Below are 26,579 nucleotides of genomic sequence, written 5' to 3'. Positions count from 1 at the left end.
ACCGCACTAAACCAATACCACGGGGAACGCAGATGGCGACAACGGCAGCACGCGGTCTGATGATTAATGGCCGCTTTCTCGGCCGGCAGGCGACCGGCGTCGACCGCTTCGCGTTCGAGACGGTGCGCGCGCTCGACCAGATGTTGCAGAGCGGCGACCCGCTTGTCGCCGGGCTGAACGCGCAGATTGTCGTGCCGCACACGCTGGGCGCGCTGCACAATCCGTTTGCGCGCATTCCACTGCGGGCGGTCGGCAATGGGCACGGCATGCGCTGGGAGCAACTGAGCCTGCCGCGCGCGGCGCATGGCTCGCTGCTGTTGAATCTGTGCAATTCAGGTCCGCTCTTCTTCCGTCAGCAGGTGACCGTGCTGCACGATGCGGCGCCGGTGCGTGTACCCGACAGCTATAGCCGCGCGTTCGGCACGTGGTACCGGCTGATGGCGCCGCGCCTGGGGCGCATCGCGCGGCGTGTGCTGACGGTCTCCGAGTTTTCGCGGCGCGAACTGTGCGACGCGTACCGGATTCCGCAGGCGAAGATCGGGGTCGTGCCGGAAAGCGGCGAGCACATGCTGCGCATGCCCGAGGCCGGCGCGAATTCATACGGCGCGACCGCACAACGGCCCTATGTGCTGGCGGTTGGCAGCCTCAACCGGCACAAGAATTTCAAGCTCGTCAGCGATGCGGCGAGGCTGCTCGGCGACGCGGCGTTCGACATCGTCGTGGTCGGCGGCGGCGATCCGCGCGTCTACGGCACGTCGCAGGACCCGCTGCCGCCGCTGATCAAGCATCTCGGCTATGTGAACGACGCGGATCTGAATGCGCTGTATCGGCATGCCGCGTGTTTTGTGTACCCGTCGCGCTATGAAGGCTTCGGTCTACCACCGGTCGAAGCGCTTGCGCTCGGCTGCCCGGTTATCGCGTCACGGCTGCCTTCGGTGGTCGAGGCGTGCGGCGACGCCGTGCTGTACGTGTCGCCGGACGATCCGCGCGAGCTTGCCGACCTGCTCGAACGCATCACGACCGATGCCGCGCTGCGCGACACCTTGCGCGCGAAAGGCAACGCGATCACCGCGCAGCTGACGTGGCGTGCGACGGCAGTCAAGTTACTCGAAGAGATATCGCCATGGCTGACTTAGCGCAAAGTGAAGTGCCCTCCGTGGTGCGGCCGCCCTACGGCCGTGTCGCGATCGTCAACGACTGGCTGGTCACGTATGCGGGCTCGGAACGGGTGCTCGAACAGATCATCGCGATGTGGCCGGAAGCGGACCTGTTCAGTCTCGTCGACTTCTTTCCGGAAGCGGACCGCGACAAGCTGCTCGGCAAGCGGGCCAAAACATCGTTTATCCAGCATCTGCCGCGTGCGCGCACCGCGTACCGGTCCTATCTGCCGCTGATGCCGCTCGCGATCGAGCAGTTCGATCTGTCCGCGTACGACCTCGTGATTTCGGCCAGCCATGCGGTGGCGAAAGGAATCATCACCGGGCCGGACCAGGTGCACGTGAGCTATGTGCATTCGCCGATCCGTTACGCGTGGGACTTGCAGCACGAGTATCTGCAGCAGGCGGGCATGACGAGAGGCTTGAAGAGCTGGATTGCGCGTGGTGTGTTGCATTACGTGCGGATGTGGGATCTGCGCTCGGTGCCCGGCGTCGACGCATTCATGGCGAACTCGGGCTTTATCGCGCGCCGCATGCGCAAGACCTACGGGTGCGACGCGACCGTCGTCTATCCGCCGATCGACATCGAGCGCTTCGTACCGGGCACGCGGCGCGAAGACTTCTACCTGACCGCATCGCGGATGGTGCCGTACAAGCGCGTACCGCTGCTCGTCGAGGCATTTTCGAAGATGCCGGACAAGCGGCTCGTCGTGATCGGCGACGGACCGGAGTTCGAACGCGCGAAGGCGCTGGCGGGGCCGAATGTCACGCTGCTCGGCTACCAGCCGGGCGACCTGCTGATCGACTACATGCAACGTGCGCGCGGATTCGTGTTCGCCGCCGAAGAGGACTTCGGCCTCTCGGTGGTCGAGGCGCAGGCATGCGGTGCGCCGGTCATTGCATACGGCCGCGGCGGCGTGCTCGAGACGGTGGTCGAATCGCCGGACCCGATGGCGCGCACCGGCGTGTTCTACCGGCAGCAGAGCGTCGAATCGATTGTCGATGCGATTGCACGCTTCGAGGCGCACGGTCCGTTCCACCCGGAGGTGTGTCATCGCAACGCGCTGCGGTTTACGCCCGAGCGGTTCCGGCGCGAGTTCCGGCGCGTCGTCGACGACGCGGTTCGCGTGGCGCAACACCGGCTCGCCGCAAGCGTCGGCCCGGACGCCCGGTGCGCGGACGCGGGCCACATCGATACCGGCCGTGCCGAAACGCAACGTCCGGTCCTGCTGGCTGAGGAGTGACATGAAAAAGTACGTGATCATCGCGACGAAAGGGCGCGCTGTCGAAACCGCCACGCTGTTCGACTTTCTGTTCGAGCAGGACGCCCGTCCGGATGCGGTCTATGTGGTCGGTGCGGAAACGGCCGATCTGCCCGATGTCGCCGGTCATCCGCTGCACGCGCATGCGACCGTGAAACTGCTGCTTGCGAAGGGTCCCGGCCTGACCGTGCAGAGAAACGCCGGCGTCGCGGAACTGTTGCGCGACCTCGAGCGGGACCGCGTCGAAGAGCCGTGGTTTGCCGCGTTCTTCGATGACGACTTCCGTCCGCATCGCGGCTGGTTGCAGCAGTGCGATGCACTGTTTGCCGCACAGCCGGCCATGATTGGCATGACCGGCCAGATCCTCGCCGATGGTGTGCGCGGCAAAGGCGTGTCCGAAGCCGACGCGCTGCGCTACCTGTCGGGCGCGCTCGCGCCGCAGGAGCATTGGGCGTCGGGCGCCGAGCGTCGGCCGCTGAATTCGGCCTATGGCTGCAACATGGCCTTCGTCGAGCGCGTGATTCGCGCCTGCCGTTTCGACGAAGCGCTGCCGCTCTACGGTTGGCAGGAAGATCAGGACTACACGTCGCAGGCGCTCGCGCTCGGCGAATTCGTCTACGAGCCGGCTTGCCGCGGTGTGCATCTGGGCGTGAAAAACGGCCGTATCTCCGGCGTGCGCTTCGGCTACTCGCAGATCGCGAACCCGATCTTTCTCGTGAAGAAGAACACGATGGCGCGCAAGAAGGCATATGTGTTTATCACGCGCCACCTTTTGTCGAACGTTTATCACAGCCTGCAGCGCGATCCGATCTTCGACTATCGCGGCCGCCTCAAAGGCAATGTGCTCGCGTTTATCGACTATGTGCGCGGCAGCAGCCATCCCCAACGCATTCTCGATATCGGCCTTGCTTCGCGTAGCGGCCGCCGTCCCTGAGCGCACCGGCATCGAATGAAGCGCGCGGCATGGCGATAGGGAAAGACAGGTGCCCGGCTTGCCTGGCATGACGAACGGGCAGGACGTGGGGCGTAAGCGGTGACGCGTGCCCGTATGTCCGAATCGTCCGTGATTTAGGCGGATTTAGCGGGGCTTGCTTACGTACAGTAAGTCTGGAGCGTAAGACAAGTGTTACGTCGCGAGATTGGCCCGTCCCGCGACGCCAGCCATGTCATCGCGTGAGGGACTTATTCCAGGCGGACAAAACGTGCGAGCATTCATATGGACAACCAAAAAGCTAGCTTTGTGCCGGTGACCCAGCCGTACCTTCCGCCGCTGGCGGAGTTCACCCCGTATCTCGAACAGATCTGGAGCAACAAGTGGGTGACCAACGACGGCCCGTTTCATCACCAGCTTGAAAAGGCGCTTTGCGAGCATCTCGGTGTCGAGCATATCAGTCTGTTCTCGAACGGCACGATCGCGCTGATCACCGCGCTGCAGGCGCTCGAGATCAGCGGCGAAGTGATCACGACGCCGTTTTCGTTTGTCGCGACCACGCACGCGTTGCACTGGAACGGCATCAAACCGGTGTTCGTCGACATCGACCCGGTCAGCATGAATCTCGATCCGGCCAGAATCGAGGCCGCCATCACGCCGCAGACCAAGGCGATTCTGCCGGTTCACGTCTATGGCAATCCGTGCGAAGTCGAGGCGATTGAACGAATCGCCGCGAAGCATGGCCTGCGTGTCGTCTACGACGCCGCGCACGCATTCGGCGTGCAACGCGACGGTCAGTCGATCCTGCGCGCGGGCGATATGTCGGTCCTGAGCTTTCACGGCACCAAGATTTTCCATACGTTCGAGGGCGGCGCGATTGTGTGCCGCGATGCCGAAACGAAACAGCGCATCGACCGGCTGAAGAACTTCGGCATTGTCGACGAGCTGACGGTAGGTGCGGCGGGCCTGAACGGCAAGATGAACGAGGTGCAGGCCGCATTCGGCATGCTTCAGCTAAAGCACGTCGACTATGCGCTTGCCGCGCGCGCGCGCATCGATAGCCGCTATCGTGAAGCGCTCGGCGGCGTGCGTGGGCTGAAATTGCACGAAATCGCGAGCAACAATACGCGCAATCACGCGTACTTTCCGATTCGCGTGACGCCGGAGTTTCCGATCAGTCGCGACGCGCTGTTCGAGCAGTTCCGCGCGCGCCACATCGCGGTGCGGCGGTATTTCTATCCGCTGATCAGCGAATTCGTGCCTTATCGGGATCTGCCGTCCGCGTCGCGCGAGAATCTGCCGGTGGCGAGCGAAGTGTCTTCCGAGGTGCTGTGCCTGCCGATGTACACGATGCTCGAGGCAGTGGAGCAGGAGCGGATCATCGAAATCATTCTGTCGTGCGCGGCCGAGGCAAAGGCTGCGTGACGCACGGCTGGCCGGTTCACGCCGGCCTTCGTCCGGTGTGCGGGCGTGGGCGCGAACGCGATGCGAAACGCCGGGACGCGACGAAACGCAACGGACCAATAGAGCGCGCGGTGTCAACGAGCCGCGCGTACGGGGTGGGGAAAGCGTAGTGGAGGCTGCCATATGCTGGAAATCGCACCGGATGACGTGCCAGGCGCGGGCGCCGAGCGCCGCATCGCACAGGCGCGCACGGCGGGCGCATCCGCGGGTGCGGCGGCGGTCAAGGCCGCGGGTGCTGCGCGGCGCGTGCTGTTCTCGCCGTTCACCAATACGACGAATCCGTATATCGACATCGTCAAGCGTGTTCTGACCCAGGTCGGTTACGAGGTCGAACCATTGTCCGCGCGCGGCTTGTTGGGTGGCGGCTTTGTGCATCTGTTCAGCCGCAACACGGTGCTGGTGTTTCACTGGCTCGAGCTTCGGCCGTTCAGGCGCAAAGGCACGCGCACGCTGCTGTCGCCGGTCGGCTGTCTGGTGTTCGCGTTCTATTGTTTCGTGATCTGCGTCGGCCGCGCGAAAGTCGTGTACTTCGTGCATGACCACGCGGTGCACGATACCGTTGGCGTGATGCGGCGGCTGTCGATGAAACTGATGGCATTCGTGCGTGGACTGGCCGATGCGCGTGTCGTGCATGCGCCGACCTTCGAAGGCAAATACCGCGCGCGCTATCTGCCGCACCCGCTGTACTGGGACGTGCCTGGCTACGAGGCGACACCGCGTGCACGGCGGGATGCCGGCGTGGATGGCGCCGAAGCCGTAGCTGGCGTGCCAGACGTGCAAGGCGTGGAAGACACGAAAGACGATACGCAGCCGCTTTTCGCAATGCTTGGCACAATCCGCCCGTACAAGGACCTGGCCGCCGTGCTTGACGTCTGGCCGCAGGAATGCAGGCTCGAAATCGCGGGCAACGGCAGTGCCGACTATGTGAAAACGCTACACGACGTGATGGATCGCCGCGCGTTGAACGACACGGTCACGATCGATGCGCGCTTTCTGTCGGATCAGGAGTTCGAGCAGCGCATCAGCGGTACCGACGTGCTGGTCCTGCCGCACGTTGCGGATTCGATGCTCGTGAGCGGTGCATTCTTCGAAGCGATCGGCCGGGTGCCGATGCTGATTTCCCGTGCGACGCCGTTCATGGTGTGGGCGGCGAAAAAATTCGACAACGTGCTGCTGTTCGATCGTATCGACCAGTTGCCCGAGCTCGTTCGCTATGCACAGCGCAACTGGCACGGCGCGGCGCGGCAGGACAAGCGCGAGCTCGCGATGGACGAGTTCGGCTGGCTCGCGTGCTGCCGGCAGTATCAGCAGTTTTTCGACGCGGTGGTGAGCGGCACACGCGCCTCCGACGAACGCAGTTCCTTCAATTGAAGCGAGGTTCCCTTGTCGGTTAAAAGAGACACAGCCGCGCTGTACGTGATCCAGGCATGCGGCTATCTGGTCCCGCTGATTGCCCTGCCGTATCTGTCGAGGACGCTCGGTCCGGACCGGTTCGGGCAGGTGAGCTTCGCGGTCGCGTTCATGCAGTTCTTTATCATGGTGACCGACTTTGGATTCGATCTGACCGCCGCGCGGAAAATATCGATTCATCGCGGCGACCGCGAGATGCTCACGCGGCTTTACTGGGTCGTCACGATTTCGAAAAGCCTGATTGCGCTGCTCTGTGCGCTTGTCGTGATCGCGTCGGTCGAGTTCGTGCCCGCGCTGCGGGATGACAAAGGCGTGATTCTGATCAGCCTGCTGTCGCTGGCGGGTACGGTGCTGAGTCCGGTCTGGCTGTATCAGGGCCTCGAAAAAATACCGCTGATGGCGGTCATTACCCTCGCCACGCGTATCGTTAGCCTCGCGGTGCTGTTCTTTATCGTCAAGTCGTCGGCGGACTACCTCGCGACCGCGGTGTGCTTCTTCGCGCCACTGCTCGCGTCGGGACTGATCCTCACCGCGCTCGCACATGGCACCGGCATGCTCACGTCGTGGCAGAAAATTACGCGCAAGGATCTGTGGGACCAGTCAGTCGAGGCGTTTCATGTGTTTTCAGGGTCCGCGTTCGCGTTCATGTACACGTACCTGAACGCGATCATCCTGAAGTTTCTGACCGGCAACGATGCAGTGGGCTTCTACGTGATGGCTGACAAGATCGTGAGCCCGATCAAGCAGTTCTTCGGGCCGCTGATCCAGACGATGTTCCCGCGCATCTGCAAGCTGCACGCGGAGAATCGCGGCAACGAGGCCGACCACATCGTCAGGAACGTCGTGCTGACGGTGTTGCTGCTGAACGTGTGCGCGATTCTCGCCGTGTTCGTCGGCGGCGAGAAACTGGTCATGCTCGCATTCGGTCCGAAGTTCCTGCCGGCCGTGCCGGTGCTCAAGGCGCTGATCTTCCTGCCGGTGGTGGTCGGTATCGCGTCGGTGCTGATGCAGCTCGGGCTGATTGCACAGGGCGAAGTGCGGCCGCTCAAACGTATCTACGGGATTGCAGCGGCGTTCCATTTCGTGCAATCGGTGATTCTCGTGAAGGAGTTTGGCGCGACGGGCACGGCAGTTTCGGTGGTGCTTACCGAGGTGCTGGTGATCGCGCTGATCTGCTTCGAACGCCGGGGTGCGCGCAGCCGCCGTATCGCGGCTAGCGCGCAGGGTGCGCAATGAGCGGTTCGACGAACGGCGCAGCGAACGCTTCAGTGGCCGCCGAGCTTGACGTTTTCGGTGGAAGGGGAAAAGCGCTTGCGCAGATTGCCGAGTGCGAACACGCCAACCAGCAGGTCTTTGACCGCGCTGCGGCTGCCTTTTGCCCACACGTCGTCGTTGCGGTAGCCGCCACTGGTTCGGATACGGAAGAAGACCGCGAAGCGTTCGATCAGCGACGGTGTGTTGTACAGCGTGAGCCGGTTGAAATAGAGCAGCGCGTACGCGTCGAAGCGCTCGGCGCCGGCCAGTGCCGCCTCCCTGTATTGCGGCGGGTAGCGATTCGCGACCTCGCGCAGCAGTTCGGCGCGGCGTGCGCAGCCGTCTGCGAAATTGCGCCAGTGGTGCTGATTCTCGAACAGGAATGGCAGCCCGCGTGCGACCCACGACGCGCCTGCCCAGCGCGTATTGGTCGCGGCCGCCGCGTGGCGACGGTAGCGCGCCAGCGGCGTGCCGATGTACACAATCGAGCCGAATACGTTCGCAAGGAAAAAGAACCACTGGTCGTGGCCTTCGTGGTTCGCCGTGTCATGGAAATCGAGCGAGTGCTGCCACAGCGGCGAAAATTCCATCAACTGCCGGCGAAATAGCAACGTGAAGCCTAATCCGTAGGTAAGCGGGCCGACGGTCAGCGCCGGGTTGTATGCGGCGGGCAAAGCGTCGCGCGCTAGCGTGTCGATTTCAAGCATCTCGCTGTCGGTGACGGTTGCGTTGTGACAGATCAGCAGTGCGTCGGTGTTCACGAAGCGTTCAATGCAGATGGCAAGCTTGTCTTCCAGCCATTCGTCATCCTGATCGCAGAACGCGATGACGTCGGATTCGCACAGCTGTGCGGCCTTCATGAAGTTCGCGCGATAGCCGAGCCGTTTCGGATTGACGTGGAGTCGCACCGGAAAGGGCGCGGTGCGCGCAAAGGCTTCGACGATCGCCACGGTATCGTCGGTCGAGGCGTCGTCGGTGACGACCAGTTCGGCAGGCAGCCAGGTCTGACGCGCGAGGCTTTCCAGCTGCGCAGCCAGATACCGCGAGCCGTTGCAGGTCGCCATTGCGACCGATACGGATGTCGTCATGTTCGCTTTGTCCTTGCTACATCATTATTGGAATGCGCGGATCGCATCGGCTGTGCCGGTGCATGAAGGGGCGGCCGCATCCGCGTGGCGGCCGCCGCATGCGGCTCAGGTTGGCAGCGCGTGGTGGCTGCCTTGGCTCAACACGTCGATCACATGCATGTCCTGCATAACGGCAGATTCGATTTCGAGCGGCTCGGGTGGCCGGTCGTTGACAATGCCGAGCAGGTAGTTTCCGTAACCGCTTTTTATCAGCGGTGCAGCGAGCTTTTGCAATTGCGGCGCGTCGATCCAGCCCTGCCGGTACGCGACTTCTTCGGGACTCGACACGATCAGGCCCTGGCGCTTTTGCAGCGTCGCGATAAACATCGCCGCGTCGAGCAGCGAGTCGTGTGTGCCGGTGTCGAGCCACGCATTGCCGCGTCCCATGATTTCAACGTTCAGGCGTCCGTCACGCAGGTAACAGGCGTTGACATCGGTAATCTCGAGTTCACCGCGTGCGGAAGGTCTGATACTCGCTGCGATGTCGCAGACATCGTTGTCGTAGAAGTAAAGCCCCGTCACCGCATAGTTCGAGCGTGGCAGCGCGGGCTTCTCCTCGATCGAGAGCGCGCGCTGCCGGTTGTCGAATTCGACGACGCCATAGCGTTCCGGGTCGCTCACGTGATACGCGAATACCGTCGCGCCATGCCTCGTGGCGCTCGCGCGCGCGAGGCGCGCCGGCAGATCGTCACCGTAGAAGATGTTGTCGCCGAGGATCAGCGTCGACGGCGAGCGGCCGATAAAGCGCCGCCCGATGATGAAGGCCTGGGCGAGGCCATCGGGCGTCGGCTGCATCGCATACTGGATGTTCATCCCCCATTGATGGCCGTCGCGCAGAAGCGTCGCGAAGCGGGGTATGTCCTGCGGCGTCGAGATGATCAACACATCGCGGATGCCGGCCAGCATCAACGTCGACAGCGGGTAATAGATCATCGGTTTGTCGTAGACCGGAATCAGCTGCTTCGATACCGCATGCGTGACCGGGTACAGACGCGTGCCCGAGCCCCCCGCCAGAATGATGCCTTTGCGAGCCATCGCAATCTCCTTCGAGTCGGCGCCGCATCTGTGCGGATCCGCCGCGCCGTTGCCGACGGTGGCGAACAGGCGTGCATTGCGCGATGCACTCCTACGCTTGTTATGCATTCTAGGCAGCCGGATCCCTCCGCTTCGGCCCAAATCCCGGCGGGATCGGCCATTCGGCGCAATGCGGCGCGTTCATCCGATGAGCTCGCACACGTGACGGCCGGCAACGATAGGAAGGCCACACTACGGGCCCGAAAGTGCGGTGTGCCGACGCTTCGTCGGACGGCTTCGATGCTAGTATCGTGTCGCATTCGAAGTGACGCACCGACGCACGGGTGGGCCGGCTTGTTGTGCTTTCGCCATTTGTCCAATCGTTGCGCCTGTTAGCCGGTGCCGCAAACAGAAGACTGCTCAGGACCGCCCAGGGTTTCGCACATGACGACCAACGACCAGCCAACGCCGATTCACCTGCCGCAAGCCGCTGGCGGCGCTGCGCCGAAAATCGGGCAGCGGCGCGACGAACGCGCGGGTTTCTTTTCCTATGTGATCTATAACGCGCTCGAGTTTTCGAAGGCGCATATCCGGCGTGTGGCGAAGGCCCATCAGGTAGCCGCAGTGCGGATCGCGCCGGGACTCTCCTCTGCGTCGCACGTGCTGATCATGACGGTACATAACGAAGCACACCGCATGCCGTATTTTCTTCAGTACTACAAGGCGCTGGGTTTCGAGCAGTTCATCGTACTCGACAACGAGTCGACCGACGGTTTGCGCGCGCTGCTCGCCGACGAACCCGGTGTGTCGTTGTTCGCCGCGCGAGGGTCCTATAAGGACTCGCGTTTCGGCAACGACTGGATCAATTCGGTGCTGTCGCGCTACTGCAGCGGCAAATGGATTCTCTATGTCGACGCGGACGAGTTCTTTGTCTATCCGCACCACGACCGACGCGGCATTGCCGATCTGACCGCGCATCTCGCGCGCAACGGCCAGCGGTCGGTGAATAGCCTGATGATCGACATGTATAGCGTGAATCGCACGCGTGACAACACGTGCATGCCCGGGGAAGATCCAGCGAGCGTTTGTCCGTTATACGACGCGTATGGCTATCAGACGCGCTTCGATCCGCGCTCGCGGACCACATGGACGAAAGGCGGCGTACGTGGGCGCATTTTCTTCAAGAACGCGTGGGACGGCCCTGCGCTGAACAAGACGCCGCTCGTGTACTGGAGGAAGCCGTACGCGTTTCTGAAGTCGTCGCATCAGCTATGGCCGGCGCGTCTGAACCAGCCGGCGCCGCGCTCGGGCAACCTGATCTCGAGCGCACTGCTGCACTTCAAGTTTCTCGCGGACCTTGACGACAAGTTGCAGGCGGAAGCGCGGCGTCGGCAGCATACGTCGGAATACGGCGTCTATACGGATCAATTGCATGTGAAGCGCGACGAGCCGGACTTCGTCGGTGCACCGACTGCGCGCTACGAAAGTTGGCGCTCGTTCGTGCGCGACCGGCTGATGGCCGGTGACGACGCGTTCAACTGATCACGAGTGGATCAGAGTTGGGGCGCGCCAATGACGGCGCGATTCCAACAACGGTGCGATGCGACTGCGCGATTCATCCAGGCGATTCAACCCCACGGCTGACCCACGCGCCTCAACCGCGCCGATAAACCACGGCTGCGCCCGCGGGCATCGGTTGCGCGCGCGAGCCCTGTTCAATCAATATATTCACGTCCGCGGCGCATCCATCAGATTGGCGATGAACTGCTGAAAATGCGGCGCAAGCAGGCGGTTCGCATACCCGCTGATATGGTCGCCGTCGAAGTACAGCGGCACGCCGTCCGCATGCATGGAACAGACCGCATCGGGGCAGAGGATGGGCAGCGGGTCCCACACGCTGACCGACGGCACCGCTTGCACGATGCGTGCGTAGGAATCGAGCACGGGCGCGCGATACGCCTCGACGTCCGCGCGTATCATCTGTCCGCCAGGCGTGCAGATCGGATTGTCGCGATTAAACCAGTCGGCGCAGCGGAACGCCGGCATCCTGAACACGGGTTCGGGTGCTTCGAGCACGATCTTCGCGCCTTTGGCGGTCAGCTCGCGCAGTTGCCGGATCGCGTCCTGCTCACGCGCATGGCGTTCGGCGAGTGATGCGTGGCTGAACATCGCATCGTGAGCGGCGCGATCGTCGAAGCGCGCGAACTGGTCGGAGAAACGCGGCAGCCGCAGCGACGGCATAAAGACGACGTCGCCCGGTCGAAGCTTCGCGAGTATTTCGGCGAATGCATCGGCGTCGTATGCCTTGCAACGTTCGGCGTCCGCGCCATCCATCGGCAGGAAGCCGATAAACGCGCAACCGCCGTTGTTGTACGACAGCACCTGAACACCGGTTTGCAGCGCCAGTTCACGGAACATCAGGCTGTATGCCATTGCATGCGAATCGCCGATCACGAACAGTCGCGATGTGTAGCGCGCGGGCACGTTGCAGCCGACACGCGAGTAGGTCCAGACGGGACCGTCGTCGAGCTTGCGCGCGTCCCACTTCTCGCTGCAGCCCGCATAGCGCAGGTTGAGCGCACCGTATGGATACCAGTCGTCGGCCTGATGCGAGACGACGCTCAGCGAAAGCCGCGGCTGCTCATGGTAAAGGCCGAATGTGAGCGCCGCGCCGAGCACAATCGCGGCGAATCCGGAGCCGACGACCGCCGCGCGCGGCCATTGCCGCAGGCGGCGCGCGCGGCGGACCGGGTTCTCGACGAAGTAATACGACGCGGTGGCAAACGCGAACGTGAGCACGGCGGCGCTTGCTTGCAACGGTGCGGTGTCGATGCCGGTGGTCCAGCGCATCAGCACGATCACCGGCCAGTGCCACAGATACAGCGAGTACGAAATCTTGCCGACGAACACCACGCCGCGCGACGCGAGCACCCGATGCAGCACGCCTTCAGTGCGCCGGCCATGCAGAAAGGCGAGCAGACCGAGTGTGCCGGCTACCGGCAGCAATGCGCCCGGAAACGGAAACGTGCTCGGCTTCGATAGTGCGAGGCCTGCACCGACCAGGCCGAGCGAAAGCAGCGCCGCGCCCGATGCGACCTTCGTGGCGCCCCGTTCGGCGACGCCGAATGGACGTCCGCTCAACGCAAGCGCCTGGTACAGCAGGACGCCTGCCGCAAGTTCCCAGAAGCGGCTGAAGATCAGGTAAAACGCCAGCGTCGGGTGACCTGACGCGAGCCACTTCGCGCAGACAAGCGATGCGACAAAGCCGCCGGCGAAAAATGCGAGGGTCCGCTTTTTGCGCGGCGCACGGCTGACCCATAGAAAGAACAGCAGCGGAAAGATCAGATAAAACTGCTCTTCGACGCCGAGCGACCACGTATGCATGTACGGGTTGAATTCGACGCGCGGCGAGAAATAGTCGTTGCCGGTCTTCGCGAGCACGAGATTGCTCAGCCCGAAGAACGCGAAAAGCCCGGTTTTCGAGTTCGTGTCGCTTAGCCACGCGGATGGAATGAACAGCACCGACGCGAGCGCGGTGATGACAAGGCAGACGATCAGCGCCGGCGCGATACGCTGCACGCGACGCGCATAGAAGTACAGCATGAAGCGCGGCAGGCTCACCGAACTGAGGCCGCCGACCGATGCGCTGACAACGAAGCCGGAAATGACGAAGAAGATATCGACGCCCGCGAGGCCGCCGGGCAGCCACTGCGCATGCAGGTGATAGAGGATCACCGCGAGTACCGCGATGGCGCGCAGACCGTCGATGTAGGGCGCGTAAGCATGGCGCTCGGCCGCGAGCATGCTGACGTTCATCTGCCGTGGATTCATTGTGTACCCCGAATGTTGCCCATCTCGCCGGTCTGTTCGTGATCCGTGCAACGCAAAGCGCCGCCGGCCGCGTCGCTGGTTCGCGCAGCCTGCCCGTCAATACTGGTCGCGGCGGTGCGGCGATATCGGCCAATCGCCAGGCGTCGACGGACAACTGTGTGCCGTTTCCGGTGCAGCGAACGCGAGCGGCGGACGCAGCCGGGACATTGTCTGATCCACGCTATTTCGTCTACGTAGAATCCTGCGGCGAATGTCCCACTATGGGTGCCAGATGCGTAAGCTCAACTCAATAAGAATTCTTCGCGCGGTGGCGGCGACCACGGTCATCGTGCACCATGTGATGATCACGAACGGCACGGCATTTGGTGCATTTCGCGTCGATATCTTCTTTGTGCTGTCCGGCTTCGTGATCGCGCTTGCATTGAGCGCGGGCACGATCACGCTGCGCGAATTTGTCGTGAGCCGCGTGGCGCGCATCGTGCCGCTGTATTGGCTGATGACGCTCGTGGTCTTTTGCGGCGCGATCGTGCGGCCCGATCTGTTCAATTCGACGACGGCCAATGTCGTCGAACTCTTCAAGTCGCTGTTCTTCATTCCTTACACGAAGGAAAGCGGGCAGCTGTTTCCGATGCTGTTCGTTGGCTGGACGCTCAACTACGAAATCCTGTTCTACGTCGTCACCGCCGTTGCGCTGCTGTTGATGCGCGAGCGCAGGTTCGCGTTTATCGCGCTTGCGCTGGGTACGCTTTATTTCGCCGCGTTGGCCGCGCATTCGAGTTTCGCGCTCGGCCGTTTCCTGGCGGAAGACCGCGTGCTCGAATTCCCGATCGGCTTCGTCACCTGGTACGTCTGGAAGCGCGGCGTGCGGGTGCCCGCGACGCTCGCATTGCCGGGCGCGCTCGCGATGTACGTGCTGATGACCTATGCGGAGTGGGCGCTGCCCGGCAGCTCGCCGCTCGTCAGGAACGGCGTGCCGACGTTCACTCTGCTGATGTGCGCGCTGAGCCTCGAGGAGTCGATTCGCGACAACCGTGCGACGCGCGCGCTGATGTACATCGGCGACGCGAGCTACGCGACCTATCTGAGCCATCCGTTCGTCGTCGAATCGATGCGCAAGCTGCTGCCGAAGGTGGTACACGGCTTCAACATTCGCGCGCCGCTCGGCGCGGTGTTGGCCGTGATCGGTGCGACCTGCGTGGGCTGCGTGTTCTACCGGTTCGTCGACCGGCCGCTCTTCAAATTCGCACGGCGCACGCTCGACACACGCTCACGTTCGCGCGTGCCGCTGCCATCGAGTGCGAATCCGTTGGCGGCGGAACGCACGGAGTAGTAGAGGGGCGGTGCTCCGGGCAACGGACACGCCGGGCGTCGACGACGCGCGAGGCCCCGCGCAGGCGGGGCCTCGCTTCACGAGATCATGTCACGCGTATCCGCTCTTCGTGCGCAGCGCGGCCGATGCCGACTGCGAACCTGACGGCGCAATTTCATTGCTGAATACCCGGTCCAGCGCGGCGGCTAGCACGTCGATATTCGGCTCGAGAATCATATCGGTGTGGCTGCCGTCGACGTTCGCGATCGCGAGGCCACGCCGTGCGACCCGCCGCCACAGCGGCAGCGGATCGCCGCGTTCGGGGTCGAGCAGCGCCGCGCGGACATAGTGAACCGGTCCGCCCATATACGGTGCGGGCCGATAGGTCGTCATCGCGACGCGCATCGCTTCGCGCACGCGTACCAGCACGGGCGGGAAATGCGCGATCTGCGGAAACGGCTTGTGCGCCATGTGGCCGAGGCGCAGCCGGATCTTGTCTGCCGCGCCGTTGAGCTTGCGTTTCACGAAGCCGACACGCTGCGCGAGCGGCAGGCCGCTGAACGTGCGCCATTGACGCTTCACGTAGCCGCGCTGGAAACGCAGCCATGCACCCCATGGCAGGCAGCGTTCATGCACGTAGGTGTCGACCAGGCAGAGCATCTCGACCTGTTCGCCCGCGCGATGCAATTGCTGCGCGATTTCGTACGCGACCAACCCGCCGAACGAATAGCCGACCAGCGAGTAGGGGCCGTGCGGCTGCACGCTGCGCATTTCGGCGATATACGAGCTCGCCATCTGCTCGACGTTTTGCAGCGGCGGTGCTTCGCCGTTCAACCCGCGTGCATGGATGCCGATAAACGGACGCGGCGTGCGCAGCGTATGGATGACTGCGAGGCATTCCATCACCGAACCGGCCATGCTATGCACCCAGAACACCGGCGCACCGGTGCCGGCGCGCAGCGGCAGGATAATCTGCGACGCGGCGATTTCGCCGGCGTGGCTGCCGCGGATATGGGTGGCCAGCTGCGCGACGCTCGGTGCGGCGAGCAGCGTGGCGAGCGAGATCGTCGCACCGGTCGCCTGCTGGACTTCGGCGATCATCGCCGCGGCGAGCAGCGAGTCGCCACCGAGGTCGAAGAAACTGTCGTCACGCCCGATCGGCGTCAGATCGAAAAGACGTTCCCACAGCGCCTGCAGATAGCGCTCGAGGTCTTCGGCCGTTTCGCCCGGCGGCGGCAGTTCGCGCGCGGTGACGGTCAGCGCCGGATGGTTGCGGATCACGTCCAGGCATTCAGGGTTGCGCAACGCGCCGGTATTGCCGACCGGCAACCCGTTCACCGCGTTGCGCGCGGCGGCCTCGGAGGGCTTGCCACTATGCGTGACCGGCAGCGCGTCGACCTGCATCACGACATCGGGCACATGCGCGCGCGACGCGCGGCGCGCGAGTTCGCGGCGCATATGCGCGATCAGTGCGCCGTTCAACGCAACGCCGTTCTGCAGCACGACGAGCAGCACGACGCGCCGGTCGTATTCAACCGGCGTCTGCGCTGACGGTGCGCGACGCGGCGCGGCGCGGGCGGGTACGTTTTGCTGAACAACCATCGCTTCGCGCACACCTTCGATGTCGCTCAGCACACGGTAGATTTCGCCGGGCCCGACGTTGACGCCGCGCACGTTGAGCACACCGTCCGAGCGGCCGTGCAGCCTTGCGCTGCCTGTCGCGGAGAACTCGATCAGGTCACCGTGCGTCCATAGGCCCGGATTGGCCGCGAAATACGCCTTATGGAAACGCGCACCGTCCGGGTCGCCGAAAAAGCCGAGCGGCCGCGACGGAAAAGGATTCGCGCAGACCAGTTCGCCAATTCCCTGTGCCGGCGCGCCGGCACTGTTGTCCCACGCCTGCACATCGAGCGCAAGCGACTTGCACTGCGCTTCTCCGGTAAAGACGGGTAGGTTCGGATTGCCAAGCACAAAGCAGCCGAGAATATCGGTGCCGCCGGAAATCGACTGCAGCTGCAGAGGTTTGACGTGGTCGCGTATCCACTCGAACTGCGCATCGAACAGCACCGCGCCGGTCGACATCATTGCGCGCAGCGCATGCAGGTCGAACTCGCGCGCGGGTTCGAGACCGGCTTCGCTGCACATCTTCAGATAGGCGGGACTCGTGCCGAACACCGTCACCTGTTCGTCGGCGACCAGACGCCATAACGTATCGACGCTCGCGAGCGGTCCGCTGTACGTGACGATCTCGACCCCCGACGCGAGCGCCGATAGCTGCCAGTTCCACATCATCCACGCGCACGATGTGTGAAAGTACATCTTGTCGCCGGGTCGCAGATCGCTATGCAGCCGGTGTTCCTTCAGATGCTCAATGAGCGAGCCGCCTGCGCCGTGCACGATGCACTTCGGTTTGCCGGTCGTGCCCGACGAAAACATGATGAAAAGCGGCTGGTTGAACGGGAAACGGCGCCAGACGAAGTCAGCCGCGTTGGCGCTCGCGATCAGCTTCGCGAGTGAATGGACCGGCTGGATGAGGCCGGCGGGCAGCGGCCCATCGTCAAGGGTCACGACACCGTCGAGCGAGCGGATGACCGTGGCAAGCTTTGCCACTTTTTCCGCAGGTGTCATGCCGGTGTCGGACGGCAGCGTCGCGGTGTGCGCGAACAGCAGGCGCGGCGACAGCTGTTCGAAGCGATCGAGCAGCGCTTCACTGCCCATTTCCGGCGACGCTGTCGACAGCGTCGCGCCGAGCGCCGCGATCGAGAGCGCGGTGACGATTGCTTGCTCATCGTTGCGCATCACCGCGGCGACACGGTCACCGCTTTTTACACCGAGCCGCTCGAGCGCGCATGCCAGCCGTGCGACGCGTTCGCGCAACTCGCCGCGCGTGAGGCGCACGCGCCGACCGTCCGCGTGGCAGGCGGTCAGTGCCGGCGCGCTCGCGGGGGCGAGCTGTGTGCCAAGCAGGTTGTCCGCAAAGTTCAGTTCGAGATTCGGAAAGAACGTTGCATGCTCGCACACATCGCCGACGCAGACCGGATCGGGGTCGCCCGCGTAATCGAGGCCTGCTGTCGACTCGATGAAAGCGCGCCAGAAGGTGCGGTAGTCGCGCACCGAGAACGCGTGCATCGCTTCATAGTCGCTGCAATCGACGCCTGTGCGGGCCTGCAGCGCAGCCGCGAATGTGCTCATTTGCGAGCGTGCGATGCGCTCAGGCGAAGGCGTATGGAGTATTGCGCGCGTCGGTGGCGCGACGTCCGTGGCGGGCATGGCGTCCTTGTTTGCGTTTGTATCGGCACGCGTTGTCGTGGTCCGGCCGACACTGGTCTGTCCTTGCATGTTCCCCTCCGCAAATGGCCAGTCGCGCCGGAGCGCGGCGTTGCCATGTGGTGGCGCGTGATGTGTTGCGCGTGTTGCGTGCGTGAACATCATCGGCCACGCAACAGCGTTCGATATGGCCGATGTGCTGAGTGCTGACGTGAGTGGTCCCGGCTGCACGGCCCGTGTACGTGAAGCTAAGCGCTATTGGCTACCGACTCTGTTCGGAATCGAACCGATGCGGCGCGATGCACGGGCGCTCGCATGGGGTGATCGGCACACCGGCGAGGCGAGGTACTGCGCAACGTCACGCGTAAAGCGAAGCGATGCGATGTGTCGATTGCGGCGGATGAGGGAGCGATGCGCGGGCGCTTTACCGTTGAAACCGCGGCGCCCGACAAGCATGGCGGCAGCCTTCCGTGGCTGCCGCCAGCCTGATCCCCGTTCTTCTGCTATCGCGAGAAGCATTTCCACTGAGCGATCCACGCGCCCGCACCCTTGCGGTGTGCGTCCAGGCAGCGCGCAGCGCCCGGGAAACTCAAGACTGCTGTTGTCGTTGTTTTGATCCGGTTACATCGAGACGACTTGCCACACGGCTTCAAATGCGGCGTCGCCTCAGCTCACTGCTTCGGCCTGACGCAGGCGCGGCAGCAGGCGGTCAAACTCGCGCCGTACGAGCCCGTAGCATTCGCAGGCCTTCGATTCGAGACCTTTGCGGTCGAGCACCTTGATATGTCCGCGGCTGTGATGAATCAGCCCTTCGTTGTGCAGCTTGCCGGCCGCTTCGGTGATGCCTTCGCGGCGTACGCCGAGCATGTCCGCAATCAACTGCTGCGTGACGGTCAGCTCATTCGAAGCCGTGCGGTCGACCTCGATCAGCAGCCAACGGCACAACTGCTGGTTCAGCGAGTGATGCCGGTTGCACGCGGCGGTCTGTGCGACCTGCGTGAGCAGCACGTGCATGTACAGCAGCATCAGGCGGCGCAGAAAGTCCGAGCGCGCGAACTGCTGTTTCAGGCACTGCGCGGTCATCCGGTACGCGAAGCCTGCCGATTGCACCTGCACGCGGCTCGGCATCGTTTCGCCGCCGGTCAGGATCGGCACCCCGGTCATGCCTTCGCGGCCGACTGCGGCAATCTCAACCGAGCCGCCGTCTTCCATCGTCGAGAGCATCGAGATGATCGCGGTGGTCGGAAAATAGACATGGTGGATGCGCTGCGCGGAGTCACACAGCAATTGCTCGGCGCGCAGATGCACGAGTTCGAGATGGGGCGCCAGCGCCTGCCATTCATGCGACGGAAGAGCACCCAGCAGGTGGTTGCCGTGCAGATCGGATTGAAGGGTTAACATGATCGGTCCTCGCATCGAAGCCGCTCGCGGCTTCTGTTGTATTCCGGCCCTGCGTCCCTCGTGTTGCGCCGCCGGTCGGGCGGCTGAGAGTGGCGGGGGCGGCCCCGTAATGCGGTACGCGTCTGACTCCAAGTTCCGTCTGCGTCCTCGCATGTGTGCTGCGCCTCACATTTAGCGAGGACTATGCCAAGCGTTCGCAAAACGAGAACTGATGCGGTGCAACGAACCTTTCGACGGGAAGGCGCGAGGCGAAATGGGTGTTTTTGTTTCAATTCTGTAAAACGGCCGCGGCGTAGGGACGCGGGTATATGTTTTGATTTTGTATGACACAACCCATTGATATCATTGGATTTATTCTTGTGTATCGCGGTTTCGCCCATGGGGCCGGGCAGCCCTGCACGCGTGAGTCAGGCGCTGTTTCGCTCGCGACCGGTGTGTGCCAGAAATGATTCAGTTGTGTTCTATCGCTTATGTGTGCTTGCCCACATAAAAGCGAGAGCAAAACGGCTTCGCGAGTCGGAAAAATTCCGGCTGTTGGCCCACCGCCGACACCTACGTCACTCGCCGCGAGGCGCGACGTACGTCACAGGCGCATCCTGCGGCAAGATGCGAGAATCCGCCGTTCACCAGCGCACTGTTCGCATCGAATGACAGCAGCGAAAGCTTGTCAACGTTCGATGCCGAGCTTGTATCGTCAACTTTAAACAGAGTAATGGGCTTGATATCTTCAGTCCGTTAAAAGGGTGCCGCTCGGTTTCACCGCGTATTCATCGCATAGATATCTAGGATTACGAAATAGTTAGCGTGCTTATTCGACAGACCAGATTCGTGTGATCGATCACACTGATTGCATCGGATGCATGCTCCTGTCACATCATTTCGCGCACGCCTGTCGTGTCACGACGCGTCGAACGCGGTCGTCGTTATAGAGCTTTGTCGATATCGAATTCACCCGGTCACGGCGCTGCATTGAGAAATACGTCACACGCAATGTGCGTTGTACGAGCAATCACGCCTGGCTGTGTGCCCCCTCGCACAGAATATGCGGTTAATCGTCTGTTCCAATCGACCGCGGGTGCTGCAAGACGTTTGTTTTCGGGGACGCCAGGCAATGCAAAATTTTCAGCCCGGCGTTTGGGTGCCCACGCCAGTTTTGCTTCGCTTCATTGCGCGTTGCATGAACGAAACAATTCGTCAGAGGGATAACCCTGTTAGGACGTTTCCTAACTGGCGCGTGGGTATTGAAGGAAGCAACGTGTCGAAATTAATACGACAACAAGGCACTTGAAGGGCGCGTGATCAACAGGCACAGAACGCCGATTCGGGGAGTGAGTCATGGAACAGGGAACGAAGGAGCGATCGCTCGTCAGCAAGGTAATGGACGGTCTCGTCACGGGGATCGTCGAAGAAAAATACGGCGCTGTATTGCCGCCGCAAGACGTGCTGTCGAAGGAGTTCGACGTGAGCCGCACCGTGATGCGCGAGGCGCTGTCGATGCTGCTCGCGCGCCATATGCTCGACGTGCGGCCGAAAATCGGCACGCGCATCAGGCCGATGCGCGACTGGCGGATGATCGACGAAGATGTCGTGAACTGGCGGTTTCGCGCGAAGCCCGATCCGGCGTTCCTGCGTGACGTGATCGAGTTCAGGATGCTGATCGAGCCGAGAGCCTCGGCGCAGGCTGCGCAACGCGCGAATGCCGCGGATATCGTGGCGATTCGCGAGGCGTTCGAAAACTTCCGGTCGATTGGTCCCGACGATCCGGCGCATCAGGCCGCAGACGAACTGTTGCATACGCGGATCGTCGTCGCGAGCGGCAACCAGTTCTTCCAGCAGATGGCGGCGATCGTGCGTGGCGCACTGTCGGCTTCGAATCAGCTCATCCTCGCGAATCAGGGCGTGTGGGACGAGGTGCTTCGCAAGCATGCGCGCGTCGTCGAAGCGATCGAGCGCCACGACGCGGCTGAAGCGGAAGCCGCGTCGCGCGACCTGATCGACTTCGCGGCGGATGAGATCGGCAATGCGATACCGGCGAACGGCAAGCACGAGTGAGTGACTCAAGGCTGCGCGCCGCGTAATCGGCGTAGCGAACGTCCGTGCATCGGCGACAATAGCGCTTTGCACAACGGGACGGAATTCGATCAGCCGATGAGTCACGATACGGTGGTTCGCTGGGGGATAGTGGGCGCGGGCCGTATTGCACGCCGCTTTGCACAGAGTCTGGCGGTCGTGCCGGGCGCGCAGCTCGCTGCCGTGTGGTCGCGTCGAGGCGACGCGACCGACGCGTTCGCGCGCGATTGCGGGGCGCCGGGCTGCGTGCCGTGCGCCAGCTTCGAGTCGCTGCTCGGCAGCGCGATTGACGCGGTCTATATCGCGACGCTGCAGGACAGTCACGCCGAATACGCACAGGCCGCATTGCGGGCGGGGCATCACGTGCTCTGCGAAAAACCCGCGACGATCAACGTGGCGCAGCTGGACCACGTGCTGGGTGTGGCGCGCGGTGCGCAACGGCTCTTTATGGAAGCGATGAAGCCGCCGTTCTATCCGCTGTACCGGAAGCTGCGCGCGCATCTCGCGGCGGATCCGATCGGCGAGGTTGGGTTGGTGCGCGCCGGCTGTTCGATTGCGAATGCGCCGGCCGATCACCCGGCTTTTTCGTTTGAGCACGCGGGCGGCGCGCTGCTCGATATCGGTATCTATGAACTGTTTCTGGCAGTCGACTGGCTTGGCGCGCCGCTCGACGTGCAAACGCTCGGGCGGCTCGGGCCGACCGGTGTCGATACGTTCGCGAGCCTGAACTGCCGTCACGAGCGCGGCATCGCGCAGCTCTTCTGCGGCCTCGACCTGCACGGCAAAGGCGACGCGTTGATTGCCGGCAGCGCGGGCCATGTGACGATTCACGAGAACTGGTGGAACCCGGTGCGTGCGACGGTGCGCTATGTCGACGGGCGAGTGGTCGAACTCGACGAACCATTCGAAGGCGGCGGCCTCAACTACGAGACCGCGCACTTTTGCGAACTGGTCCGCGCGGGGCAACTGGAAAGCCCGGTGATGCCGCACGCGACGTCGCGGCACATGATCGCGATGGCCGATGCGGCGCGCGCGGCGCTCGGCTTGCGCTTCGCAGGAGAATGAGTGAGGCCGCGCGGCGACGCGACGAGGGCACTCGTGCGAGCAGCCCGGGCGGCGGTTGTGCCGGCTGACTGATCCGGTCTGATCGCGTTCGCAGGCGTCGCGCTATGCGGTGCGCGCTCGCGCCACCGCTTGCGCGCACTCGGCGACCAGCGACGGCCCGCGGTAAATGAACCCCGTGTAAAGCTGCACGAGCGACGCGCCGGCCGCGATTTTCGCTTGCGCATCGTCGCCGGAGAAGATGCCGCCGACGCCGATAATCGGCACCGTCTCGCCGACTTCGCTGCGCAGCCTGCGGATTACGTTGTTGGATGCATCGAAGACCGGTCGGCCGGACAGGCCACCCGCCTCGTCGGCATGCGGCAGACCGGTCACCGCGGTGCGCGACAGTGTCGTATTGGTCGCGATCACGCCTTCGATCCGGTGCCGCAGCACCCTATCGGCGATCGACTTCACCTGTTCGTCGTCGAGATCCGGCGCAATTTTCAGCGCAAGCGGCACGAGCTTGCCATGCAGGTCGGCGAGCTTCTGCTGTTTTTCCTTGAGCGCCGCGAGCAGTGCGTCGAGCTCGTCCGCGCCTTGCAACTGGCGAAGATTCTTCGTGTTCGGCGACGAAATGTTGATCGTCACATAGCTCGCGAACGGATACACGCGCTCAAGGCAATACAGATAGTCTTCCGCCGCGCGTTCGATCGGCGTGTCGGCATTTTTGCCGATATTCAAACCGAGCACGCCGCGATAACGCGCGGCTTGCACGTTCCTGACAAACTGGTCGACGCCCGCGTTGTTGAACCCCATCCGGTTGATCAGTGCGTTCGCCTGCGGCAGACGGAACATGCGCGGCCGCGGATTGCCCGGTTGCGCCCGCGGCGTCACGGTGCCGACTTCGATAAAGCCGAAACCGAGCGCCGCGAGTCCGTCGATGCAAGCGCCGTCCTTGTCGAGGCCCGCCGCGAGGCCGACCGGATTGCGAAATTCGAGGCCCATCACCGTGCGCGGCGCATCAGGCACACGCGCCGCGAGCGCGCTGGCGACGCCGGTGCGGCCGGCGGCGCCGAGCATGCGCAGCGTCAGATGGTGAGCGTCTTCCGCGTCCATGCGAAAGAGTTGGGCGCGTACGAGCGGATAAAGAGAACTGAACACGAAGGGCGGTGAGCGGAAGATGGCAACCCGCTATTTTACGACAACGCGCCACGCGTCTTTCAAGCGGGTGATGACCGGTCGCACGGCGGCCGCGCGGGACGGTGCGAGCAGGTCGTGGGTACGGACAGCGGCCTACAGATAGACCGGCCCGCGGCGGCGTGGCGTCGGGGCATCGATGTTCGATACGACCGGGCTCGACGGGTCGAGCACTTTCCAGTTGCCGTCGACGAGTCCTTCCAGCGGACGGTAGTTCGATTTGTACGCCATCTTCGGGCTTTCCCGAATCCAATAGCCGAGATACACGTACGGCAGGTTCAGGCTGTGTGCCTGCTCGATCTGCCACAGGATGTTGTAGGTGCCGAAGCTACTGCGTGGCTGATCCGGATCGAAAAACGTGTAGACCGACGACAGCCCGTCACCGAGGATGTCGATCATGCTGATCATGCGCAGCGCGCCGGGCTGCGCAGCGTCTTCCGGCACGGGCTCGCGGAATTCGACCAGCCGGGAGTTGATCCTGCTTTGCAGCAGGAATTGCTCGTACTGGTCGCGGCTGTCGCGGTCCATGCCGCCGCCCGCATGACGCGCCGATTGGTAGCGCATATAGAGCGCGTAATGCTCTTCGTCGTAGTGCAGCGGCGTGACCTTCGCGACGAGACCGCCGTGCAGCTTTCGTACGCGGCGCTGGGTGCGGTTCGGCGTGAACTGCTCGACCGGCACGCGCACCGGGATGCACGCGCGGCAACCGTCACAGTAGGGCCGGTAGGTGAACACGCCGGAGCGCCGGAAGCCGGCCTTGACGAGATCGGTATAGACGTCGGAGTTGATCAGGTGGCTCGGCGTGGCCACCTGCGAGCGCGCGATGCGCCCGTCCAGATAGCTGCAAGGGTAAGGCGCCGTTGCATAGAATTGCAGCGCGGACAGGGGTGAAAGCGGCAGCTCGTTCGGATGAGTCACGTTGGCAGCTCTCGAAACGTTTCTATCACTTGCAAACCCGCGGCGGCGAGCCGGCAGGTTTGCATCAGGCGTCCTCAATCCGGCGGACGCATAGCGGTTGACACATTGGGTGTGAGCGCCGTTGCGTCTGCGCAGGTGTCCGCATTTGAGTCCGCAGTTGCGTACCCATTTGCGTTATCTCGCGTGGTGGGCGAGGTCAAGCAGTACCGATTTGTCGAAGCGCCAGGGAATCTGCGTAGCATCGACCGATGCGCGTACATGCGCGACGAACGCCTTGCGCGCGATCTCGCGGCCACCCAACGACGCCAGATGCGACGTATTCTGCTGGCAGTCTATCATTTCTATTTCGTGGCGTTGCAAGTGCGCGACGAGTGCAGCGAGCGCTATCTTGGATGCATCGGTTACCTCGGCGAACATCGATTCGCCGAAGAACATCCGGCCGAAGGACACGCCATACAAGCCGCCGACACGCGTGCCGTTGCACCATGTCTCGATGCTGTGCGCATCGCCGCGCCGGTGCAGTGACGAATAGGCGTCGATCACGTCGGCGGTGATCCATGTGCCGCGCTGTCCGCGGCGCGGCGCCTGCGCGCAGGCGCGCATCACCGCGGCGAAGTCGTGGTCGACGCGCACCTCCCATTCATCAGCGCGTACGATGCGTTTGAGCGTCTTGCGCAACGACGGCGAGACCTTGAATTCGCGCGGCCGCAAGATCATCCGCGGGTCGGGGCTCCACCACAGCACGGGCTGGCCGTCCGAGTACCACGGGAAGATGCCGCGGCGATAGGCGTCGATCAGGCGCGACGGCAGCAGGTCCGCACTCGCGGCGAGCAGACCCGGTGCGCCGCTTGTTTCGCCGAGCGCGCGTTCAACGCTTGGAAACGGGTCGTCGGGGCCGAGCCAGGGGACCATGCGTGCGCCGTTCAGCCTTCGCGTAGCGAGCGGAAGATGTCGCCGGTGTGCAGGCCGAAGCTACCCGAAGTGCGGTCAGCGAAAAAGAATCGCAGTGTCTGGCCGACGGTCGGAAACGCAATGTCATCCCACGGTATGTCGCGCTCTTCGAAGAGCTGGACTTCGAGGCTCTCCTCGCCGGCGGCGATATCGAGGTCGAGTAAGCGCGCGAGATAGAACAAATGCACCTGATGCACGTGAGGGACGTTGAGGAGCGTGAACAGACTTTGCACTTCGACGCGCGCGCCGGCTTCCTCGAGCGTCTCGCGTGCCGCCGCCTCCGACGTGGTTTCGCCCATCTCCATGAAGCCCGCAGGCAGCGTCCAGTAGCCGTAGCGCGGTTCGATTGCGCGACGGCACAGCAGCACCTTGTCGTCCCACACCGGAACGGTGCCCACCACATTGCGCGGATTCTGGTAGTGCACGGTGCCGCAGTTCGCGCAGACAAAGCGTTCCCGGTTGTCGCCGGGCGGAATGCTCACGCTGACCGCGTGGCCGCAGACAGAACAGAATTTCATGGGGACAGGGACGGAAATCGGTGATGGGAGTTTATCACCGGGTTGGATTTCAGGAATGCGCGACGCTCGCGCGGGTCCCTGGAGCCGGCAAAAGTGGGTGAAGCAAGCGGGCGAGATCGAGGGCGCGGCAACGGCGAAGGTATCCCCTGGCCGATCGGCTAGCGCGCGACAATTTGCGTGAATGGTGGGAGGCGTTGAGTTAGGATTACTACCGTCGTCCAGTTTTTATCGATTGAACAGGGAGCGTGATGAAACATCAAAACATCTTTCGTCGTCTTCGGTGCGTCGCCAACTGTGCGTTGTTCGGCGGCGTTGCCTTGAGCGTCTTCTTTGGGTGGATCGACCGGTCAGTCGATCTGCATCCCATCGGAGCAATCATCGGCGCAACGGCGGCTTCGCTTAAGCTGTTCCACACCGCTTAAGAGCGCTTGAGTATTTTGTGTGTTGTCTATGG

General features: G+C 63.2%; 19 protein-coding genes and 1 pseudogene. 11 read left to right on the top strand and 9 right to left on the bottom strand.

Translation table 11 applies throughout. The features are described 5' to 3' along the window. The first annotated feature begins 32 nt into the window (after positions 1-32). From HV796_RS17000 to HV796_RS16975, 6 genes are all read left to right on the top strand, one after another. A complete protein-coding gene (locus tag HV796_RS17000; protein ID WP_175227669.1) occupies positions 33-1,136 on the top strand; it encodes a glycosyltransferase family 4 protein in 1,104 nt (367 codons plus the stop codon). Then, a complete protein-coding gene (locus HV796_RS16995; protein ID WP_175227668.1) occupies positions 1,124-2,401 on the top strand; it encodes a glycosyltransferase in 1,278 nt (425 codons plus the stop codon). Before HV796_RS17000 ends, HV796_RS16995 begins: the two co-directional genes overlap by 13 nt. Position 2,402: 1 nt before the next feature. Beyond that, entirely contained in the window at positions 2,403-3,353 is a 951-nt protein-coding gene (locus tag HV796_RS16990; RefSeq protein WP_175227667.1) for a glycosyltransferase family 2 protein, read from the top strand. A gap of 282 nt (positions 3,354-3,635) precedes the next feature. After that, entirely contained in the window at positions 3,636-4,775 is a 1,140-nt protein-coding gene (locus HV796_RS16985; RefSeq protein ID WP_175227666.1) for a DegT/DnrJ/EryC1/StrS family aminotransferase, read from the top strand. Between the two features lie 162 nt (positions 4,776-4,937). Further along, the gene (locus tag HV796_RS16980) at positions 4,938-6,185 is read left to right on the top strand and encodes a glycosyltransferase family protein (RefSeq protein WP_175227665.1); all 1,248 of its coding nucleotides are present in this window, start codon (positions 4,938-4,940) and stop codon (positions 6,183-6,185) included. A gap of 12 nt (positions 6,186-6,197) precedes the next feature. Then, entirely contained in the window at positions 6,198-7,460 is a 1,263-nt protein-coding gene (locus HV796_RS16975; RefSeq protein WP_175227664.1) for a flippase, read from the top strand. 29 nt (positions 7,461-7,489) lie between these two features. On the opposite strand, the gene HV796_RS16970 is transcribed toward HV796_RS16975, so the two are convergent. Both HV796_RS16970 and rfbA read right to left on the bottom strand, forming a co-directional pair. Then, positions 7,490-8,566, bottom strand: a complete 1,077-nt coding sequence (locus HV796_RS16970) for a glycosyltransferase (RefSeq protein ID WP_175227663.1) — start codon at positions 8,564-8,566, stop codon at positions 7,490-7,492. Between the two features lie 189 nt (positions 8,567-8,755). Next, positions 8,756-9,640: pseudogene (rfbA, locus tag HV796_RS16965) on the bottom strand (glucose-1-phosphate thymidylyltransferase RfbA); the annotation flags it as partial. A 423-nt stretch (positions 9,641-10,063) separates the two neighbouring features. On the opposite strand from rfbA, the gene HV796_RS16960 reads away from it, so the two are divergent. Beyond that, complete coding sequence (locus HV796_RS16960) at positions 10,064-11,161, top strand: glycosyltransferase family 2 protein (RefSeq protein ID WP_175227661.1); 1,098 nt, start codon at positions 10,064-10,066, stop codon at positions 11,159-11,161. A 186-nt stretch (positions 11,162-11,347) separates the two neighbouring features. Here the strand turns inward: HV796_RS16960 and HV796_RS16955 are convergent, their stop codons facing one another. Further along, positions 11,348-13,435 carry an acyltransferase family protein gene (locus HV796_RS16955; RefSeq protein WP_246355900.1) on the bottom strand — a complete coding sequence of 696 codons (2,088 nt, stop codon included), beginning with the start codon at positions 13,433-13,435 and terminating at the stop codon, positions 11,348-11,350. Between the two features lie 286 nt (positions 13,436-13,721). Between HV796_RS16955 and HV796_RS16950 the strand changes: the two genes are divergently transcribed. Continuing rightward, the gene (locus tag HV796_RS16950; RefSeq protein ID WP_175227659.1) at positions 13,722-14,780 is read left to right on the top strand and encodes an acyltransferase family protein; all 1,059 of its coding nucleotides are present in this window, start codon (positions 13,722-13,724) and stop codon (positions 14,778-14,780) included. Between the two features lie 90 nt (positions 14,781-14,870). On the opposite strand, the gene HV796_RS16945 is transcribed toward HV796_RS16950, so the two are convergent. After that, a complete protein-coding gene (locus HV796_RS16945) occupies positions 14,871-18,029 on the bottom strand; it encodes an acetoacetate--CoA ligase (protein WP_175227692.1) in 3,159 nt (1,052 codons plus the stop codon). Between the two features lie 663 nt (positions 18,030-18,692). Then, positions 18,693-19,427, bottom strand: coding sequence for a Crp/Fnr family transcriptional regulator (locus HV796_RS16940; RefSeq protein ID WP_134194795.1), 735 nt, complete (start codon positions 19,425-19,427; stop codon positions 18,693-18,695). Between the two features lie 1,335 nt (positions 19,428-20,762). Here HV796_RS16940 and HV796_RS16935 point away from each other — a divergent pair. Together HV796_RS16935 and HV796_RS16930 are read left to right on the top strand one after the other, a co-directional pair. After that, a complete protein-coding gene (locus HV796_RS16935; RefSeq protein WP_175227658.1) occupies positions 20,763-21,479 on the top strand; it encodes a FadR/GntR family transcriptional regulator in 717 nt (238 codons plus the stop codon). Between the two features lie 96 nt (positions 21,480-21,575). Further along, positions 21,576-22,562, top strand: a complete 987-nt coding sequence (locus HV796_RS16930) for a Gfo/Idh/MocA family protein (protein ID WP_175227657.1) — start codon at positions 21,576-21,578, stop codon at positions 22,560-22,562. A gap of 102 nt (positions 22,563-22,664) precedes the next feature. Here HV796_RS16930 and HV796_RS16925 read toward each other — a convergent pair whose 3' ends face one another. The 4 genes from HV796_RS16925 to HV796_RS16910 form a co-directional block, all read right to left on the bottom strand. Then, positions 22,665-23,702, bottom strand: coding sequence for a quinone-dependent dihydroorotate dehydrogenase (locus HV796_RS16925; protein WP_175227656.1), 1,038 nt, complete (start codon positions 23,700-23,702; stop codon positions 22,665-22,667). Positions 23,703-23,834: 132 nt separating this feature from the next. Then, positions 23,835-24,656 (bottom strand): arginyltransferase, encoded by an 822-nt coding sequence (locus HV796_RS16920; RefSeq protein WP_175227655.1) that lies wholly within the window; start codon positions 24,654-24,656, stop codon positions 23,835-23,837. Between the two features lie 174 nt (positions 24,657-24,830). Then, entirely contained in the window at positions 24,831-25,568 is a 738-nt protein-coding gene (aat, locus tag HV796_RS16915) for a leucyl/phenylalanyl-tRNA--protein transferase (RefSeq protein WP_175227654.1), read from the bottom strand. An 11-nt stretch (positions 25,569-25,579) separates the two neighbouring features. Then, positions 25,580-26,125, bottom strand: coding sequence for an NUDIX hydrolase (locus HV796_RS16910; protein WP_175227653.1), 546 nt, complete (start codon positions 26,123-26,125; stop codon positions 25,580-25,582). A 248-nt stretch (positions 26,126-26,373) separates the two neighbouring features. Between HV796_RS16910 and HV796_RS16905 the strand changes: the two genes are divergently transcribed. After that, positions 26,374-26,547 (top strand): hypothetical protein, encoded by a 174-nt coding sequence (locus HV796_RS16905; protein WP_175227652.1) that lies wholly within the window; start codon positions 26,374-26,376, stop codon positions 26,545-26,547. Positions 26,548-26,579 lie beyond the last annotated feature (32 nt).

Origin of the sequence: Paraburkholderia humisilvae (assembly GCF_902859855.1) — a bacterium.
GTDB classification, from domain to species: domain Bacteria; phylum Pseudomonadota; class Gammaproteobacteria; order Burkholderiales; family Burkholderiaceae; genus Paraburkholderia; species Paraburkholderia humisilvae.
This window is presented reverse-complemented; position numbering and strand designations above follow the sequence as displayed.